The sequence below is a fragment of the Bacillus sp. S2(2024) genome (assembly GCF_050474045.1).
Lineage (GTDB): Bacteria > Bacillota > Bacilli > Bacillales > Bacillaceae_G > Bacillus_A > Bacillus_A yunxiaonensis.
In genome coordinates, this window is record NZ_JBFLUS010000003.1 from 1,928,304 (window position 1) to 1,945,898 (window position 17,595).

Consider the following 17,595-nt stretch of genomic DNA (forward strand, 5'->3'; position numbering starts at 1 on the left):
AATGTAAGTGTTACTGTATAATGAAAAATATTAATGAAGAGGTGAAATTATGTGGGTTTGTACTACACACATGAAAGAAACATTACTATTGCTTGAAACTCCCCATGTTAGCAAAGCTTCGTATCAAATTAAGTGTTCCCTTTGTGATAATCTTGCTACTGCGAAAGTGTATTACACTCACCGAACTTATCATTTTGCTAAAAAACAATTCATGGATTCTTTATCAAAATCTCCCTCCAAAAAATCTGGTTAATTAGTTTTAAAAAATACAAATTTACATAAAGTGCAGGTTTTATACTTTTTTTATGGATATGCATATTTATCTAGAATATGAGCACATTATTTACCAATAAAATGGAGGTGCTAAAGATGAATATTCAAGAACATAATCGTACCAATGAAATTCTTATCACAAGCGCAAGGAGCGCGATTGAGCAAATGAAATATGAAATTGCACGTGAATTAGGGATCACACTCGGTCCAAATACAACAGCACGCGCAAACGGAACAGTTGGGGGAGAAATTACAAAACGCTTAGTACGAATGGGCGAAGAAAAACTAGCTGGACAATATAGAATACACTAAAATGCCGTTTGCTTTCTCTTTTATTATTTTAGAGGGACTGCTGTACACACATCTAGTTAAGATTTTAAAGTCCCCTCCCTACATTCTACTTTATTGAAATCCATAATTAAGTAATTATTGTAACGTTATAATTTTTTTGAAATTTATTTTTATTAATAAGTTAGTTAAAATCCTGTTTTGATGATATTCAAAACAGGATTTTTGTTTTACATACTAACATTTTTCTGCTTTGCTAACATGAATTTTTCATCTAAAAAGTTTGTACCTAATACACCGAGAATAATCATGACTGCGCCGATGATATGGTAGTATGCAAGATCTTCTTGTAAGAAAATTACGCCAGTGAACATCGTAATTAAAGTTGATACATTGCTAAATACACTCATTTTTGATGCTTCCATAATGGACAAAGCGTAATTTGATAGGAATGCTGTTAACAATGAAGAAAGAATTCCTAAATATAAAATTGAAACTAGGAATAATGGACTTGTAAAGGGCTGAAAAAATTGATTCATCGTTCCCGCAGCAATATGATTTCCGATAGACAGTGTATTAAAGCAAACAAACCCAATTGTAGTCATCATATATGTTACATCAATTAATCGAAATTGTTTTGTCATCTTTCGTGCTAGAACGTTATAACCAGCTGACGATAATGCTGATAAGAGAATGAGTATAACTCCGATAAAACTAGTAGAATGAGAACCAAATCCTTTCATAGCAAAAATGTAGATGACACCAGATACAGATAAAAGAAGCGAAATTTTTTGCCAAATTGTTGTTCGTTCTTTTAAAAAGTAAGAGGCACATACCAATGTAAAGATAGGAATGGTAGCTTGAATAATGCCAGCTTCAGAAGATGATGTATACACTAATCCAAATGCTTGAAAAGTAAAGAATAAAGCTGGGTATAGGATTGCTACTGGTAAAATAGAAAGCATGTTTTTAAATGTGATATTTAATTTAACAAAACCGAATATTACTGGAATTGATGCGACAAGAATAGAAATGGTAAATCGATGAGCTAACGTATCAAGTGGTCCTGTGACTGTAAAAGTTAACTTTACAAACATAAATGAAAAACCAATTATGAATGTATAAAGAATAGCTGCGGCGTATGCTTTTTTTGTTTGTGTCATATTCACACCTCATATAATGAATTTTCTTACTGGCCAGTATACGTAAATGGTAATGTTTTTTTGTGGGTGCTACAATACAAATAAATGTCATCTGTACCGGTACAGAAAATATATAGGGGTGTAAATGTGTATAAATATTTAAACGTTTTCAATGATTTAGAACGCTTAATCCAAAATGGGGAATTAAAAGAGGGAGACAAATTACCTTCTATTCGATCTTTAAGTACGCATTATAAATGCACGAAAAGTACAACTATTCGTGCACTTCAGGAGTTAGAAAAAAGGCATATGATATACTCCGTTTTGAAAAGCGGATACTATGTTGTGAAAAAAACAAACGAAGGGTATGTTAATGATAGTAGTGTAATAGATTTTGCAACATCTGCACCTGACCCAGATGTTTTTCCATATTTAGATTTTCAGCATTGTATTAATAAAGCAATTGATACATATAAAAATGACTTATTTATATACGGGACTCCGAAAGGATTGCCATCGTTAATTCCGGTTGTTCAAAGGCAATTAACGCATTATCAAGTGTTTACAAATGAAGAGAATATTTTTATTACATCCGGCGCGCAGCAAGCGCTGTCTTTGTTAATTTCTATTCCGTTTCCGAATAAAAAGAATACGATTTTAATTGAACAGCCAAGTTATCATTTACTTATCGAGTATTTAGAAACGCACAATATCCCTGTTATGGGAATAGAACGAACAGCCGAAGGGATAAATTTAAACGAATTAGAACATATATTTCAAACAGAAGATATTAAATTTTTTTATACAATGCCGAGGTTTCATAATCCGTTAGGTACATCGTATTCTAAGACAGATAAGGAAGCTATTGTCCGTTTAGCGAAGAAATATGATGTATTTATTGTAGAAGATGATTATTTAGCAGATTTAGAGAGGGACGCTAAAGCGGATCCAATGTATAGTTACGATGATGCCTCTCATGTTATTTATTTGAAAAGTTACTCTAAAATTATTTTTCCAGGATTACGAGTTGGTGTTGCGGTTATACCTAATTGTCTTACGGGAAATTTCTTAACATATAAAAAATTATTAGATATCGATAGCTCAATGATTTCACAAGCAGCTTTAGAAGTGTATATAAAGAGCGGAATGTTTGATCGGCATAAACAAAAAATTCGCGCTTCCTATTATGAAAGATCCAAGAGGTTAGCCGCTTCTTTGAAAGAATGGAGTATTACGAACAAACAGTTGTTTCAATACCATGATGCGAATTTACCGTGTGTTCATACACATATTACTTTAGATAAGAGAGTTATAGTTGAACCACTTCTTCGACAGGTAATAAAAAATAAAGTATTGCTAGATTCGATTGATAAAAATTATTTATCTTCGTTTCCAAAAGAAAGAATATTGAAATTAAATGTATCAAATGTAAAGGAAGAAATGATTGAAGAGGGAATATGTAAGATTATTGATGCAATGAAACGTATATAGGTTGTTCATTAAGGAAACAGATTTGTAGCATTTACAACGTTAAGGAAATCTAAATAAAGAAGCTTGAATGATATATGTACGTTCAATAAACTATGTTAGATTTTCTAGATAACGCTTGCGCTTTTAGTTCTAAAAATCTTAATTCATTTAAGATCATCACGTTAATAAGAAAAAATTGTATATTTTTTATAAGTTTCGCATGAAGCAATTTAGAAAGAAAAAACGCTCCCTGCGTGAAGCAACCGCAAGAAAAGGAAGGAAAACAAAGAATACAAGTGCAAAACGGAACAAGAAAAATACACCACATATAGATGGAATCTATTTAGGTGATAAAGTAAAGGTATTTGGACAAGTAAGATTTGTGACAGGATTTACAGGGAAAATGGTATACGTACAAGATATACATGGACAATATATACAAAATCCTGCGAAATCCTATAAGCAAGTGAAGATGTCAGATATGGAACGTATACACCATACGAACAATTGGCAGTTCTTACAAATCAGTTAGGCTATGTCTAATCGAAATTCATCCCCACCTTACCGCTGGGCTCTTGCCCGTCACGCGCTTGAAGATGGGGACTTCTTTCGGAAATACGTTAAATGTGTCTTCTGAAGATTTATAGAATAGTAGGTTGTACCATTTCTAAGGGGGAAAATAAAAATTGACTAAAATAATGGTCGTTGATGATGAAGATCATATTCGTGAGCTCATTCGTTTGTATCTTGATGGTGAAGGTTTTGATATTGTTGAAAAATCGAACGGAGCAGATGCATTGGAATACGCTGAGAACCATCAGGTTGATCTTGTGATTCTTGACATCATGATGCCAAAGCTGGATGGATGGTCATTATGTAAGGAACTTCGTGAACTAGCTGATATTCCTATTTTGATGATTACCTCAAAAGGTGAATCAGAGGACAAAATAAAAGGTTTTAGGCTTGGAACAGACGATTATTTAGTTAAGCCTTTTGATCCAATTGAGCTGGTCTTGCGCGTGAAGGCACTGCTCAAACGCTATCGTATTGCAGCTTCAAATGTAATAAAGCTTGGAGACATTGAACTAGATCGTAAAACCTACCAGGTGATTTATAAAGATGGTAAAAGAATTACAATGCGAATGAAAGAATTTGAACTCCTTTATAAACTGGGCAGTTATCCTAATCAGTTATTTACACGTGATCATCTCATTGAGCAGATTTGGGGCATTGATTACGAAGGGGATGAACGGACAGTTGATGTCCATATCAAACGACTTAGGGAGCGATTTGCCGAGTATGAGCAGGAGTTCAAAATAGTAACAATCCGAGGGCTCGGATATCGCTTGGAGGTGTATCGGGATTAAATCGCTCTATACACGAATAGTGGTTATTTATGTAAGCACTGTTATGTTTAGTTTACTTGTCGCTTATATTGGAACGAATATTTTATATCATGACCGTTCTCAGGAAGAGATACTGAAAATTCTTGTCAATAATGGCAAAAGGATGATTGAAATCTACCAAGCTACTGGATCGAACAATTTGCTGTCTTTTATGAAGGCATATTCGGGGACTGCTGGCACACGCCTTCAACTATATAAAAATGATAGTGTACCACTTCTCAAAGATGAAAATTTGAAAGTTGAAAAAAAATATATCGATGCGGTTCTTGCTGGGAAAATTACAGACAACTTTAAAGGGTTTATAACGCATGTTCCGATTGTTGGCGTACCATTTCAAGAAAATGGGGAACATTATGCAATATTTTTAACAATTGAGAGGAATCAGTTTGAAGACCAGTTTATGAATGTAATCCATATCATGTACGTCATCATTTTGTTTTTTGGCAGCCTTTTGATTATTATAGCTGCTCGATATGTCGTCAGCCCTCTTGTAAGATTGACAGAAGCAACGAAGAAAATGGCACAAGGGAATTTTACTATTGTGCTTCCGACGAAACGAAAAGATGAGATTGGAGCATTAAGTGCGAGCTTTAATGAAATGGCTAAAGAACTCGGCAAACTTGATCAAATGCGTCAAGAATTTGTGTCCAACGTATCACACGAAATCCAATCACCGTTAACTTCAATCTCTGGATTTTCAAAAGCGTTAAAACAAAAGAAAATGAGTGAGGAAAATCGTTTACAATATTTGAGTATTATTGAACAGGAAAGTGATCGATTATCACGTCTAGCAAGAAACCTGCTTCGCTTGTCTCACTTGCAGCATGATCAGTTACAACTTAACCTGACACATTTTCGATTAGATGAACAACTGCGGAATGTTGCCATCGGTTTGGAGCCGCAGTGGTCAGCCAAGAAAATTGCGATAGATATTCAGTTAACCCCCATTACGATTGAAGCAGACGAAGATCAACTCAAGCAGGTGTGGACAAATTTAATACATAACAGTATTAAATTTACGCCACCTCAAGGAAAAATTACGATTAAAGCAGTATTACAAAATCATCTTATCTCTGTCTTAATTACAGATACTGGTATTGGTGTTCCGGTAGAAGAACGGAAGGATATTTTTAAGCCATTCCATAAAGTTGATAAATCCCGAGACCCATCGATAAAAGGAAATGGGCTCGGCTTATCCATTGTTAAACAAATTGTTGATTTGCACTATGGAGATATTAAAGTTTTAGAGGGCCATGAGGGTGGGGCGGAATTTATCATTACACTACCACTAAAATATAAAAAATAAGGTATATCAAAACATGCTTGTATTACAAATCCAAGCGTGTTTTTTCTTATTATATTATTTGCTTGAATTAGTATAGATTTTACATGTTTTAAAGTATCGGAACGAGAACTTATACATGATATGTTCAAGGTTCATATTGAGTTCACATAGTAGGTGTATCGTAACATGAGAACCCAAAGAACATGTGAAAGGTTTGATTGGAAATGCCAAAAGAATGCAAGAATGTTTCCATCGTAAAGAAGCTGTTTTATGAAAAATCATAAATGGGTATTGTTACCACTAATATTGTCCATGATGGTTTCCTTTTACAGAGTGGATTTATGGGGCATTTTTGTTCTGAGGGGCCTTGTTGTCCTTACTTTGGGAACAATACTATGGTCTTTTTACAAAGTATTAAAAGAACCTGTATTAATTGTTAAAATGATTATAACAGTAATCTTAGTCGGAGTGATTTCACTCCTATTCGTTATCGCAACACTATCCAAGACGGGGTGGTAGTAGTTGATAATGCCCACTTCGATAAAAATCACTTTTTGTGCCTGACACTGCTTGTAGACTCTTTATACAAGCAATGTCAGGCACTATTTTTATTTTTGAAATTTTTTGTGGATTTTTTTGTAAGTTCATATTCAGTTCATATTGGAATTTTATATTGAGGCTACATCAAACATGGAGGTTAGTAAAATGAATACAAAGCAAAAAAGGAAGAGCAAGAAAAAGCTTGTAATTTGGAACATGATTGGGGTGGTTGTAATCGCACTGATTTCAGTGTTGGCTTTTTGGCCAAAAGGAAGCGGTGATTTTCAAGAGGAGAAAGCTCAAACAAGTGACATTACAACTTACTATAGTTTTTCTGGTACAGTTGAAGCAAAAAATAAACAGAACATATCTAGTAATAAGGAAATGCATGTTGACGAAATATTCGTTAAAGAAGGAGATCAGATTAAAAAAGGCGATGTGTTATTGAAAAATGGAGTAGGGGAAGAAATAAAGGCCGAAATCGATGGTGAAGTTTCAAAAGTATATGTAAAAGGTAACACTTATGTATTGCCAGGGGCCCAATTGATAGACATTGTGAATTTTGCTAATTTACAAACAAAGGTCAAGGTAGATGAATACGACCTGAAATATTTAAAGGTTGGCAATGAAGTAAATGTAACCATCAATGCACTTGAAAAAGAAATGAAGGGTACCATTTCAAACATTTCAAAAGAGGCAACAAATGAAAACGGGGTTTCTTATTTTATAGCAACGATTGACCTTAATAGCGATAATACAATTCGAGTAGGAATGAGTGCTGAGGCAAGAATACTGAAACAAAAAGCTGTTGGGGTCACAACTCTTTCAATGAACGCGGTCCAGTTTGATAGTAAAAATAAGCCATATGTTCTGATTCCATCAGAAAAAGGGTTACCCACAAAAAAATATATTCACATCGGCATTAATGATGGAACCACAGTTGAGATTAAAGACGGAGTTGACGCTGGTGGTGCAGTGATGGTTTCTACTAAAGAAAAAGACAATTCCAATGCAGCTATGATGCATGGAGGGAATCAATAATGGGTGAGCAAATTCTCAAAATGACTCAGATTATAAAAACGTACTACATGGGTGAGGAAGAACAAGTAGTTTTAAATAATATTAATCTAACCATTCATAGAGGAGATTTCGTTGCAATCCTGGGGCCATCCGGTTCAGGAAAATCAACTTTGATGAATATTATTGGGTGTCTAGATTCGACTACAAGCGGTGAATATATTTTATCGGATCAAAAGGTTGATGAGCTTGAAGAATCGGAGCTTGCTGCAATCCGAAACAAGGAGATTGGATTTGTATTCCAACAGTTCCAACTCCTTCCGAGACTTAGTGCCATCAAAAATGTAGAGCTTCCACTTGTGTATGCTGGTGTGGCCGAAAAGGAACGTAAGAAAAGAGCACGTGATATGCTCATAAGGGTTGGACTTGGTGAAAAATTGCAAAATGGTCCCAATCAGCTTTCCGGTGGTCAACAGCAGAGAGTGGCCATCGCAAGAGCAATGGTAACAGAACCAACGATTTTACTGGCTGATGAACCAACAGGAGCATTGGATCAAAAAACGGGTCATCAAATTATGGAGATTTTTCACGAGCTTCACGAAGAGGGAAAAACGATTATTATGATTACACATGATATTGAAATCGCTAAACATGCAAACAGGATTGTAAAAATATTGGACGGAAAACTTAGGGAGGAGTACACACATGTTTAAGGAAAATATCAAGATGGCCTGGATGAATCTCATTCATAATAAAATGCGTTCTTTCCTGACTATGCTTGGAATTGTGATTGGTGTGGTTTCGATTATTGCTTTGATTACAATTGTTAAGGGTGCAATGAATGGGATGATGAGTGAGTTTTCTTCTTTCGGAACTGATAAAATAACCGTTCAGGCCATAGGGACTCCACTTAAGCATGGATTGATTGATTGTGACATACAAAAGCTGTCTGCCATCGAGCATGTTGATGGAGTTTCTCCTACGCTTACTGGAAAAACAACGATTGTCTATAATGGTAATGAAAAAAAAGATGTAGTAGTTCAAGGCAAAAATGATGTGTATTTTTCAAAAACGAAGAACCTGATTGAAACAGGAAGAGGTCTAAATAACCTTGATATTAATAGTAAAAATAAGGTGTGTCTGATTGGGTCCGATATTGCGAATGATTTGTTTTGGGGAGAGGATCTCATTGGTAAGAGGATTCAGATTGCCGGGGTGACCTACACCGTGATTGGCACGTTACAGAAATCGAATCATTTTTCTGAATCCTCGATAAATAATGCGGTGATCATTCCTTATACTACATCCATGAGCCTTCTTGGAACAGGATACATTTCGAGTGTGGATGTATATATGAGTGATTCAAATCAATCTGAAAAGATAACCAGCGATATCGAATCCGTATTAAACCAGGCTTTTAACTACAAAGACAAAAGTTTTACGATCATGAATATGCAGGATATGATCTCATCGTTCAATAAAATAACGACAATGCTATCGCTCATGCTTGGGGGCATTGCATCGATTTCGCTTATTGTCGGAGGAATTGGGATTATGAACATGATGCTTGTTTCTGTTACGGAAAGAACGACAGAAATTGGGTTAAGAAAGGCTCTAGGGGCGGAACCGAAACGGATTCAACAGCAGTTTCTGCTAGAAGCGGTATTGCTGTCCCTCTTTGGTGGAACCATCGGATTCTTGCTGGGCATGTTCATTGCTTTTGTTGTATGTTCATTAATCGGAGCAAGTTTTGCACTTTCTTTATCAACTGTATTGTTAGCTCTTGGCTTCTCAGCAGCAATCGGTATTATTTTTGGAATTGCACCAGCAAGGAAAGCATCAAAGCTGAACCCGATTGATGCACTAAGGAGTATTTAATAGCAAAAAAGAACAAATAAATTGATAAACGGGAGGAACAAACAAATGAAAAAAGTTATCGTTAGTACTTTAACAACATGTGCTTTACTTTCAAGTACAGTCTCAGCGAATGCCCAAGTGATTAATGAAAAAGCAGCTCAAGCCATTCAACATCCTGCAAAGTTGGAAAATTCATTGGTGACTTTTCCAAAAACTACAGGTAAGTATTAAGTAGGTTCTACTACCTTTGATTGGACTGATTTTTCCAGAAAAGACTTTCTTGACCATAATAATAACCGGGAACTTATGGTTCAAACTTGGTATCCGATTAATAGCAATGACCGCAAGGGTAAGGAAATGGAGCCTTATATCCCTGCGACTATAAACGCAATCAATCAGATGGCAACTACTAATAAATTTGGTGAACTTTTTGTTGGTGTCAATAACGTAAACACTCAAGTGTATAAAGAGGGAGTACTATCAAGTAAAGAAGATAAATATCCAATTGTTTTATTTTCGCATGGTTTTGGCTTTGGTAACTGGAATTATCAATGGCTTACTCGTGAACTGGCAAGTCAAGGATTCATTGTATTCAGTATTGATCATACGCACTTTAGCGCTGGAACTGAATTTAATGATGGGCGGTGTATTCCGATTAACCCTCAATATATTAATGAAATCCCAAATCTCGCAGAATATGATAATAGAATTAATAATATATGGGTAAAAGATTTACAGTTTGTTATACATCAGTTGGATACATTAAACAAAATGGATAAGAACTTTAAGCACAGACTGGATTTGGATAAAATTGCGGCAGTTGGGCATTCAATGGGAGGAGCTACAGCAGCAAGAGCTTTGCAGGTTGAACCTAAAATTAAATCTGCAATAAATATGGATGGGGCTTTCCTTGGACTGACAGACCCAGGCAGTATGACAAAGCCATTTGCATTTATTGCAACTGAAAATACTGAAATGTGGTTTAATGGAAGAGGTGAACAACCACTACCATCAGGACTAGATCCACAGACAGTGCAAGAAATAAGAGATATGTTCAAAGTGACTAATGACAGATACAAACAAGCAGTTTCAGGTCCGGCATACGATATTACGATAGCGGGTGGGGCAGTACACGGCAGCTTCACAAATCTGCCTTTGTTGAGACCATATCTTACCGGAACACCTTATGACGATGACAGTACATTACCACCGAATCCTGAGCATATTTATGAATTGAGTAATCATGTTATATTATCGTTTCTTGAAAAAACTCTTAACGGTAAAAAGAATACGATATTCGATCGTGAAAATGTAAATATACCGGATTTGACGATTGTTCAATAGTTGGAATGTCTTAACGAGATTACCAGCTAAAATAAGTTAATCAACGGGCGCAATCCTCTAATAAGGATTGCGCCTAAAAAATATAAAAAAGGATAACGAAGAAAATACTCCTTTTCTCTAAAACCAAGCATTTGTCTCATTTACTAATACAACATTATCATGCTACAATATTAATACTAATGACAGAAAGGATGATGGGTGGACGATGATTAACTAATCTTATTTTTAAATGTTGAAATTGGATATTTTAAATTTCAAATTATAAAAAATAGGATTAGTCTACCCATTTTTCATAATAAAGTAAAGCTATTTAATAAAGTAGCTTAATTGGGTATCAATAATATAAATGACTAATCCTGCCAAATTTAATTGGGAGGATTTTTTTATTCTCTTATAGGTAAGTTGATATTTATTAATCCGTAACTGTAAACTAACAAATAAAGGAGAGAGAAAAATGAGTAATTCAGACACTATTGTTACACATGTAATGCTCTATATAAGTCGTTAATATCCATCAAACTTATATAGAGGAATTAAAAAATTGATGGATATTCCGACTTTATATGAAAAGTGTTGATATATAAAGGAGGAATTATGATGTCAATGATAAAAGTTCAAGACTTAACTTTTTCATACCCAGGTAGCTTTGATAATATTTTTGAAGGTGTAAACTTTCAAATAGATACGAATTGGAAACTGGGGTTTATTGGTAGAAACGGACGAGGTAAAACGACATTCTTTAATTTATTATTAGGGAATTATGAGTATAGTGGAAAAATCACTTCGTCGGTAGAATTTAATTATTTCCCTTACCCAGTTTCGGATAAGAACAAGTTCACTCATGAAATCCTTGAAGAAATTTGTCCCCAAGCAGAAGATTGGGAATTTCTGCGTGAAATATCCTATTTAAATGTTGATGCTGAGGCCTTGTATCGGCCATTTAAAACATTATCAAATGGAGAACAAACAAAGGTGTTGCTTGCTGCACTGTTTTTGAATGAGGGTCAATTTCTATTAATTGATGAGCCAACAAATCATCTAGACACTGATGCACGAAAGATGGTCTCTGATTATCTAAGGGAGAAAAAAGGGTTTATTTTGATTTCGCATGACAGAATCTTTTTAGATGGTTGCGTTGACCATATTTTATCTATAAATAGAGCAAATATTGAAGTACAAAGTGGTAACTATTCTTCTTGGAAGTTAAATTTTGATAGACAGCAGGAACACGAAGAGGCTACAAATGAGCGTCTACAAAAAGACATAGGGAGATTAAAACAGTCTTCAAAGCGTTCAGCAGATTGGTCTCATCAAGTGGAAGCTTCCAAAAATGGAACAAGGAATTCAGGATCTAAGTTAGATAAGGGTTTTGTAGGACATAAAGCGGCTAAGATGATGAAGAGAGCGAAGAACCTTGAATCAAGGCAACAAAAAGCTATTGAAGAAAAGTCAAAATTACTAAAAAATGTGGAGAAAACTGAGTCGTTAAAATTAGAACAATTGAAATTTCAGTCAAATGAATTGGTTGTTTTGGCTGATGTGTCTGTTAAGTATGATGACCAAATAGTGAATGAGCCAATTCGCTTCATAGTTGAACAAGGGGATCGAATTATACTTGATGGAAAGAATGGAAGCGGGAAAAGTAGTATCCTAAAACTAATTCTAGGAGATCCAATACAACATACAGGCTCAGTTAATTTAAGTTCAGGACTCATCATTTCCTATGTCCAACAAGATACTTCTCATTTGAAGGGGTCGTTATCGGACTTTATTGAAGAGCACGAGATTGATGAGACGTTATTTAAATCCATCCTACGTAAGATGGATTTTGACCGAATTCAATTTGAGAAAGATATATCTCATTATTCTGGTGGACAAAAGAAAAAGCTGCTTATCGCTAAAAGTTTATGTGAAAAAGCTCATTTGTATATATGGGATGAACCATTAAATTTTATTGATATTTATTCGCGTATGCAGATTGAAAAGCTTATTCAACAATTTAATCCCACAATGGTTATTGTTGAGCATGATAAGGCATTTCAACAAACAGTTGCAACAAAAACTATATCTATATAGTTCAAAGTGAATGATTGAAGATATAATCAGTAAACCAAGTCATTAAACTATAGAGCGCTTTAATGGAGTGATGAAAAAAGCCTAATTTCTCTACAACAAATTGAGAAATTAGGCTTTTTAATAGGAAAAGCAGGATGCATATTAACAGAATGCACTCATAAATGGGAATATGATATAAGACCATAAGGTTTTCCTACTATTAAAGAAGATGTTTAGGTTTGAATGATATAGGATTAATTTGAACAAACTTTATTCTAAAACAACAATTGGGCGCGTTTATTGAACAAAATAGTAAAAGGGTGTTACATATTAGTCATGACTAATATGTAACACCCTTAATTTTTTATGACTATTTACCGTTTAAGTCTTGATAAGAATAAGTTGAGGTGTCTTTTTTTCTTTTGCTTCAACAAAACTAAATTCCTACATCAAAGTCAAGTGATTTGGGAAGAGAGGCTGCTTTTTTCATGAGTTGTTCCCATAATTGTATAGATTTTCTCCATTCCGATGTGGCCTGCGCCTTTTGATAAATAGTATTCTCATAACTGAGAGTGAGCTTTTGCATATCAGTTGAGTTGTAAAGCATATCTACATGGATTGCATACTCTCGTAATGTTTGGCTCTCATTACGTGGAATGCCGATTCTGGCAAATTGTTTTAGGAGTGCATCGTAAGCCTTTGGATAAACAGCATCATCTTTTCTGTATTTATAGAAGAGAATAATGCAAAATGTAAGCCACTTCATTCTAGTAGCAAAGAGAATGTAGCTAATTATGCTCATTGATATGATAGAGAGGAATAAGTACCACCAAGAAAATTCTTTTTTGGAATTCGTAATTTTTTTGGTAGAGACTTCTTCGGTATTTTCTATTAAATTTTTGAGCTTTGTTTCATTATTTTTCTGCTGTATTTGTTCATTGTTAGGATTAATCACTTCGCTATTTTGTGAACCAGAAGCCGGAGCGTCTTTTATAAAATTATATGGGTTGCTGAAGCCTTTTGTTGGTTCGAATGGGATCCAGCCGTATCCTGGAAAATATACTTCGACCCAAGAGTGTGCATTATTATTCGTAATTTTATAGACGCTATTACTCTCTAAATTAACTAATGTATTGTCAAGAGCACCTTCGGTATAGCCTTTTACCCAGCGTGCGGGAATGCCGACAGAACGAAGTAACACAATCATGGATGTCGAAAAATTATTACAGTATCCGCTTTTTGTATCAAAGATGAATTGATCCACATAATCTTGGTCTTTTTTAGGAACCAAAACATGTTCTGTTTCATATACAAAGGAATTGTCAGTGAAGTAGCTTTCAATAGCCAATACTTTATCGTACTGATTATCTTTGTCTTTTGTAAGGTCTACTGCCAGGTCCCTTACTCTTTGTGGTAATGATTCGGGAAGCTGTGTATATTTTGTCATGAAATAGGGATTTGTCTCCATACCCTCATCCTTTTTTGCAGCTTTCAAGTTTTCTGTGGAAAACTGTGGGATTTCATAAGTCACTTTATATTTGTTTAAAGAGATAGAGGAGCCTTCTTTCATCGTATAAATTTTTTCTGAAAATGGATCAATACTGAATGATACATTTTCAGAAATAGCTTCAACTGACACTAATCCTGCGGGATAAATAAGATGAGGATAACTTTTTTGCATATTAATCGTTGCTACAGCTGTATCTGTTTTTGTATTTGATTCGTACCAGGTCACTACGTTGTTTTTACTCTTAAAAGAATTTTTTTTTGGTTCCTCAGAAACTTCCCAACCTTTTCCGGTATAAAAATCTTTTGTTTCTACCCTCCAATATTGACTGTTTTGTGTTTGCGCGGTGAAAACAACTGTATCATCTGGTTTAAAAGGTCCGCCTAATTGAGAATCATCCATACCATACCCAATTTTAGAAACTTCAACTTTTTTACTTGCTGTAGATGTATCGAACTTCAAAAAAGTCATAGGATTTGACCATTGAGGGCCAAACTTTGGAGCGAAGTATGCGATGATTGCTGATAATATAATAAACATAGTAAGTGGTCTAAGTAATTTTGATATGTGTCTTGAATAATTTTGCAAGTGTTCAATCATTTGTATCCGTTCGATTTGAAGAAGACTAAGCATAAAAAAACCGATGACAACGGTACGAATAATAGCATGATTTGCGTTGTATAAGTGTAAGTTATGAAAAGTCGTGATATAAATAATAGTTAATACAAGAAATAACAATCCGCGTTTTTGACGAATTACCCAATAAGAGATGAGAAAACATAAAAACCAAAGTATTAGAAAAAGTAAGAAGGTAGGAAAAACAGCGGAAATATCTTGCAAATTCCCTTGAAAAAGCAGGGAAGTGTTTTGAGAAATATCAGAAAATAATACTGTCAGCCAAGATGGATTCATAAAAGTACCTTTATAATATACGGAATGAATGATAAATAAGATGATTACAATCTTTATTGCAATCTGCCACCGTATTTGAAAAAAAGAGCGGGTGAAGCAAATTCCTATAAATATTACAAAAATATCTAATCTCCCTATGTTCGTAATGTTTATAAGCGGTCTTAACCATTCTAGTAAAAGAAGAAACCCACTTACATGCATTAAGACCCTGCTCAGATTCCATTGATTGTTTGCGCGTTGTGTTATCATTTGTTCACCTCAAAAAACACATTTGCATGATGATTATCATAAATCGCTTTTACAAATATTTTTCGCTTTTGAAGCGTTTCTAGTATACTTAGTTCCCGATTTGAGAATTGGTTCGCTGTTTCTTTTGCAACAAACACCATCAATCTTCTATTCTTCATTGCAACATTTTCAGCTGCTTTTAGAATATCAAGGGAAAGATCACTTGTCACAAGTATAACTGTTACTGGCTGATAAATTTTTCTTAATTCCATTTCTACAGTTTGAGAGAATGGAAATATACTGTCTGCTTGCACTTTTGCTAAATGACAAAAGATTTGTTGCAACTGGGTATCTCGGTAATGTAAAGGAAAAACAGTCTGTTCTTTTCCGATAGACACGAAAGACGTTTGTGAATCTTGTTTTAAGACAGCTCTCACGAGAGAAGATGTAAACGTAACGACTGATTCGAATAGGGGAGATGGGGTTCTATCTATGAAAATCATGACATCATGACTCCGCTGTTGTTCAAATTCTTTCGTCATAATATTGTTTTTACGGGCGGTTGCTTTCCAATCAATCCATGAAAAACGATCCCCAGTTTTATATTCTCTGACACCAACTGAGACTGTAGAATCTTTTGTTGCATTTATATTTGCTGAGAGCGCCCCTTGTTCGAAATGGTTTTCTAATTTTCGGTAAGTTATATCTACATATCGAGGATAGATTAAAAATGTATTAGGAACTGAAAATATCATTTCTTTTTCAATAACACCGAAGATATCTCCAATTTTTACACGTACGCTTGAAAAAATGTGTTCTCCCCTAGGGATTGTGCCAATTCTATATTGATACGAAATATTTCGTGTGAATCCTGGAAATAATATCACTTTGGCGGCACTTGATTGTTTACTATTTGCAAATTGTGGGGGCAATTTATCTTCTATAATTATATAAAGTAAGGGAAAAGGAATTTTTCTTTCTATTATAATAGTGCTTCGAAATTGTTCGCCAGCTATGTATTCTTTTTGATTGGTTATGCGTCTCACTTCAGCATCCCTCAAAGCGAAAAAGGGGAGTAGCAATGAATAAAAGCCAAAAGGGATGATGCTGTAAAATAAGAACCAACTTACAAATCCTCCTTGTAGCATAGCATATACAAATGTTAAGACAAGGGATACGGGAATCAGCAATAACTTTCCAACATTATAAATTGTTCGTAGTATCTGTTTCATCAAAAATTCATCTTCCTTTGAGTTGGTACTGAAGTTCGTGCGATGATTTTTGCGATAACTTTTTCTCCTGTTATTCCTTCAAATTTCGCTTCCATTTTTAGAATAAGTCTATGAGATAAAACATAAGGAGCCAAAAATTTAACATCATCTGGAATCACATAATTCCTGCCATGGATGAGCGCATAAGCCTGTGAAGCCTTCATCAAAGCTATAGAACCGCGTGGACTTGCACCTAGTTGTATAGAATTATAGGAACGAGTTTGATTGACAAGTTTTACAATGTAATGCTTGATTGCTTTTTCTATATATATTTCTCGTGCACTTTGTTGTAGTTTCAGTAATTCTTCTATTGTAATAATAGCCTGTAGGAGTAAGAGTGGATTTGTTTTTTCCATACGATTTAAAACTTCAAATTCTTCTTCTGGTGTAGGATAGCCCATTTTCAATTTCAGCAAAAAACGGTCGAGCTGTGCTTCAGGCAAAGGGTATGTTCCTTCATATTCAACTGGATTTTGCGTGGCCATTACAAAAAACGGCTTTGGTAACGGGTGAGTTATGCCATCTATTGTAATATTACCTTCTTCCATACTTTCAAGTAAGGCGGCTTGGGTCTTCGGTGATGTACGATTAATTTCATCAGCAAGCACGAAATTCCCCATAATTGGTCCTGGCTTGAATTCAAATTGCAGCTCTTTCGGATTATAAATAGAAACACCTGTTACATCTGACGGTAGTAAATCAGGTGTGAATTGAATTCGTTTGTAATCAGCATCAATTGACTTAGCGAGGGTGCGTACCAGCATTGTTTTTCCAACACCTGGAACATCTTCTAATAGTACATGACCTTCAGCTAAAAGAGCTGTCAAGGTAAGAATCGTTTCTTTTCGTTTTCCAACCATCACTTTTTCGACATTGTCGATTATCTTTTCTACAATTGGATGTAATGGATCGAGCTGCGTCATCGTACACCTCCTAATTTAAATTTTTTTTAGTTATGATTTACGCAAATAAGAATTGAGTTTTTTTAGGTATGTTGTAG

14 protein-coding genes and 1 pseudogene are annotated in these 17,595 nt (G+C 34.8%); 11 read left to right on the plus strand and 4 right to left on the minus strand.

What is annotated here, in order from left to right:
- Window positions 1-369 precede the first annotated feature (369 nt).
- Window positions 370-585, plus strand: coding sequence for a small, acid-soluble spore protein, alpha/beta type (locus tag AB1284_RS09630; protein ID WP_429749846.1), 216 nt, complete (start codon window positions 370-372; stop codon window positions 583-585).
- Between the two features lie 206 nt (window positions 586-791).
- Here AB1284_RS09630 and AB1284_RS09635 read toward each other — a convergent pair whose 3' ends face one another.
- Window positions 792-1,724 carry a DMT family transporter gene (locus AB1284_RS09635; RefSeq protein WP_429749844.1) on the minus strand — a complete coding sequence of 311 codons (933 nt, stop codon included), beginning with the start codon at window positions 1,722-1,724 and terminating at the stop codon, window positions 792-794.
- Between the two features lie 126 nt (window positions 1,725-1,850).
- On the opposite strand from AB1284_RS09635, the gene AB1284_RS09640 reads away from it, so the two are divergent.
- The 10 genes and pseudogenes from AB1284_RS09640 to AB1284_RS09685 all read left to right on the plus strand — a co-directional run bounded on the left by AB1284_RS09640 (window position 1,851) and on the right by AB1284_RS09685 (window position 12,698).
- Window positions 1,851-3,194: a PLP-dependent aminotransferase family protein gene (locus AB1284_RS09640; protein ID WP_429749843.1), complete on the plus strand. Its 1,344-nt coding sequence runs from the start codon at window positions 1,851-1,853 to the stop codon at window positions 3,192-3,194.
- Window positions 3,195-3,393: 199 nt separating this feature from the next.
- The gene (locus AB1284_RS09645; protein ID WP_429749841.1) at window positions 3,394-3,705 is read left to right on the plus strand and encodes a hypothetical protein; all 312 of its coding nucleotides are present in this window, start codon (window positions 3,394-3,396) and stop codon (window positions 3,703-3,705) included.
- A 154-nt stretch (window positions 3,706-3,859) separates the two neighbouring features.
- Window positions 3,860-4,540 carry a response regulator transcription factor gene (locus AB1284_RS09650; protein ID WP_429749839.1) on the plus strand — a complete coding sequence of 227 codons (681 nt, stop codon included), beginning with the start codon at window positions 3,860-3,862 and terminating at the stop codon, window positions 4,538-4,540.
- A 43-nt stretch (window positions 4,541-4,583) separates the two neighbouring features.
- Complete coding sequence (locus AB1284_RS09655; protein ID WP_429749837.1) at window positions 4,584-5,885, plus strand: sensor histidine kinase; 1,302 nt, start codon at window positions 4,584-4,586, stop codon at window positions 5,883-5,885.
- A gap of 684 nt (window positions 5,886-6,569) precedes the next feature.
- Window positions 6,570-7,445: an efflux RND transporter periplasmic adaptor subunit gene (locus tag AB1284_RS09660; RefSeq protein WP_429749835.1), complete on the plus strand. Its 876-nt coding sequence runs from the start codon at window positions 6,570-6,572 to the stop codon at window positions 7,443-7,445.
- On the plus strand, window positions 7,445-8,134 hold the full coding sequence (locus tag AB1284_RS09665; protein WP_429749833.1) for an ABC transporter ATP-binding protein: 690 nt from the start codon (window positions 7,445-7,447) through the stop codon (window positions 8,132-8,134). Before AB1284_RS09660 ends, AB1284_RS09665 begins: the two co-directional genes overlap by 1 nt.
- Window positions 8,127-9,299 carry an ABC transporter permease gene (locus AB1284_RS09670; RefSeq protein WP_429749831.1) on the plus strand — a complete coding sequence of 391 codons (1,173 nt, stop codon included), beginning with the start codon at window positions 8,127-8,129 and terminating at the stop codon, window positions 9,297-9,299. The genes AB1284_RS09665 and AB1284_RS09670 overlap by 8 nt, the downstream gene beginning before the upstream one ends.
- 45 nt (window positions 9,300-9,344) lie before the next feature.
- A complete protein-coding gene (locus tag AB1284_RS09675) occupies window positions 9,345-9,509 on the plus strand; it encodes a hypothetical protein (protein WP_429749829.1) in 165 nt (54 codons plus the stop codon).
- A 57-nt stretch (window positions 9,510-9,566) separates the two neighbouring features.
- A pseudogene (locus tag AB1284_RS09680) lies at window positions 9,567-10,622 on the plus strand (alpha/beta hydrolase family protein); the annotation flags it as partial.
- A 597-nt stretch (window positions 10,623-11,219) separates the two neighbouring features.
- Window positions 11,220-12,698 carry an Lsa family ABC-F type ribosomal protection protein gene (locus tag AB1284_RS09685; protein ID WP_429749828.1) on the plus strand — a complete coding sequence of 493 codons (1,479 nt, stop codon included), beginning with the start codon at window positions 11,220-11,222 and terminating at the stop codon, window positions 12,696-12,698.
- Between the two features lie 415 nt (window positions 12,699-13,113).
- Here the strand turns inward: AB1284_RS09685 and AB1284_RS09690 are convergent, their stop codons facing one another.
- The 3 genes from AB1284_RS09690 to AB1284_RS09700 are packed head-to-tail and all read right to left on the minus strand — an operon-like array spanning window position 13,114 to window position 17,518.
- The gene (locus AB1284_RS09690; RefSeq protein WP_429749826.1) at window positions 13,114-15,345 is read right to left on the minus strand and encodes a transglutaminaseTgpA domain-containing protein; all 2,232 of its coding nucleotides are present in this window, start codon (window positions 15,343-15,345) and stop codon (window positions 13,114-13,116) included.
- A complete protein-coding gene (locus AB1284_RS09695; protein WP_429749824.1) occupies window positions 15,342-16,556 on the minus strand; it encodes a DUF58 domain-containing protein in 1,215 nt (404 codons plus the stop codon). Before AB1284_RS09695 ends, AB1284_RS09690 begins: the two co-directional genes overlap by 4 nt.
- Window positions 16,556-17,518 carry an AAA family ATPase gene (locus tag AB1284_RS09700; RefSeq protein ID WP_429749822.1) on the minus strand — a complete coding sequence of 321 codons (963 nt, stop codon included), beginning with the start codon at window positions 17,516-17,518 and terminating at the stop codon, window positions 16,556-16,558. Before AB1284_RS09700 ends, AB1284_RS09695 begins: the two co-directional genes overlap by 1 nt.
- Window positions 17,519-17,595: the final 77 nt, after the last annotated feature.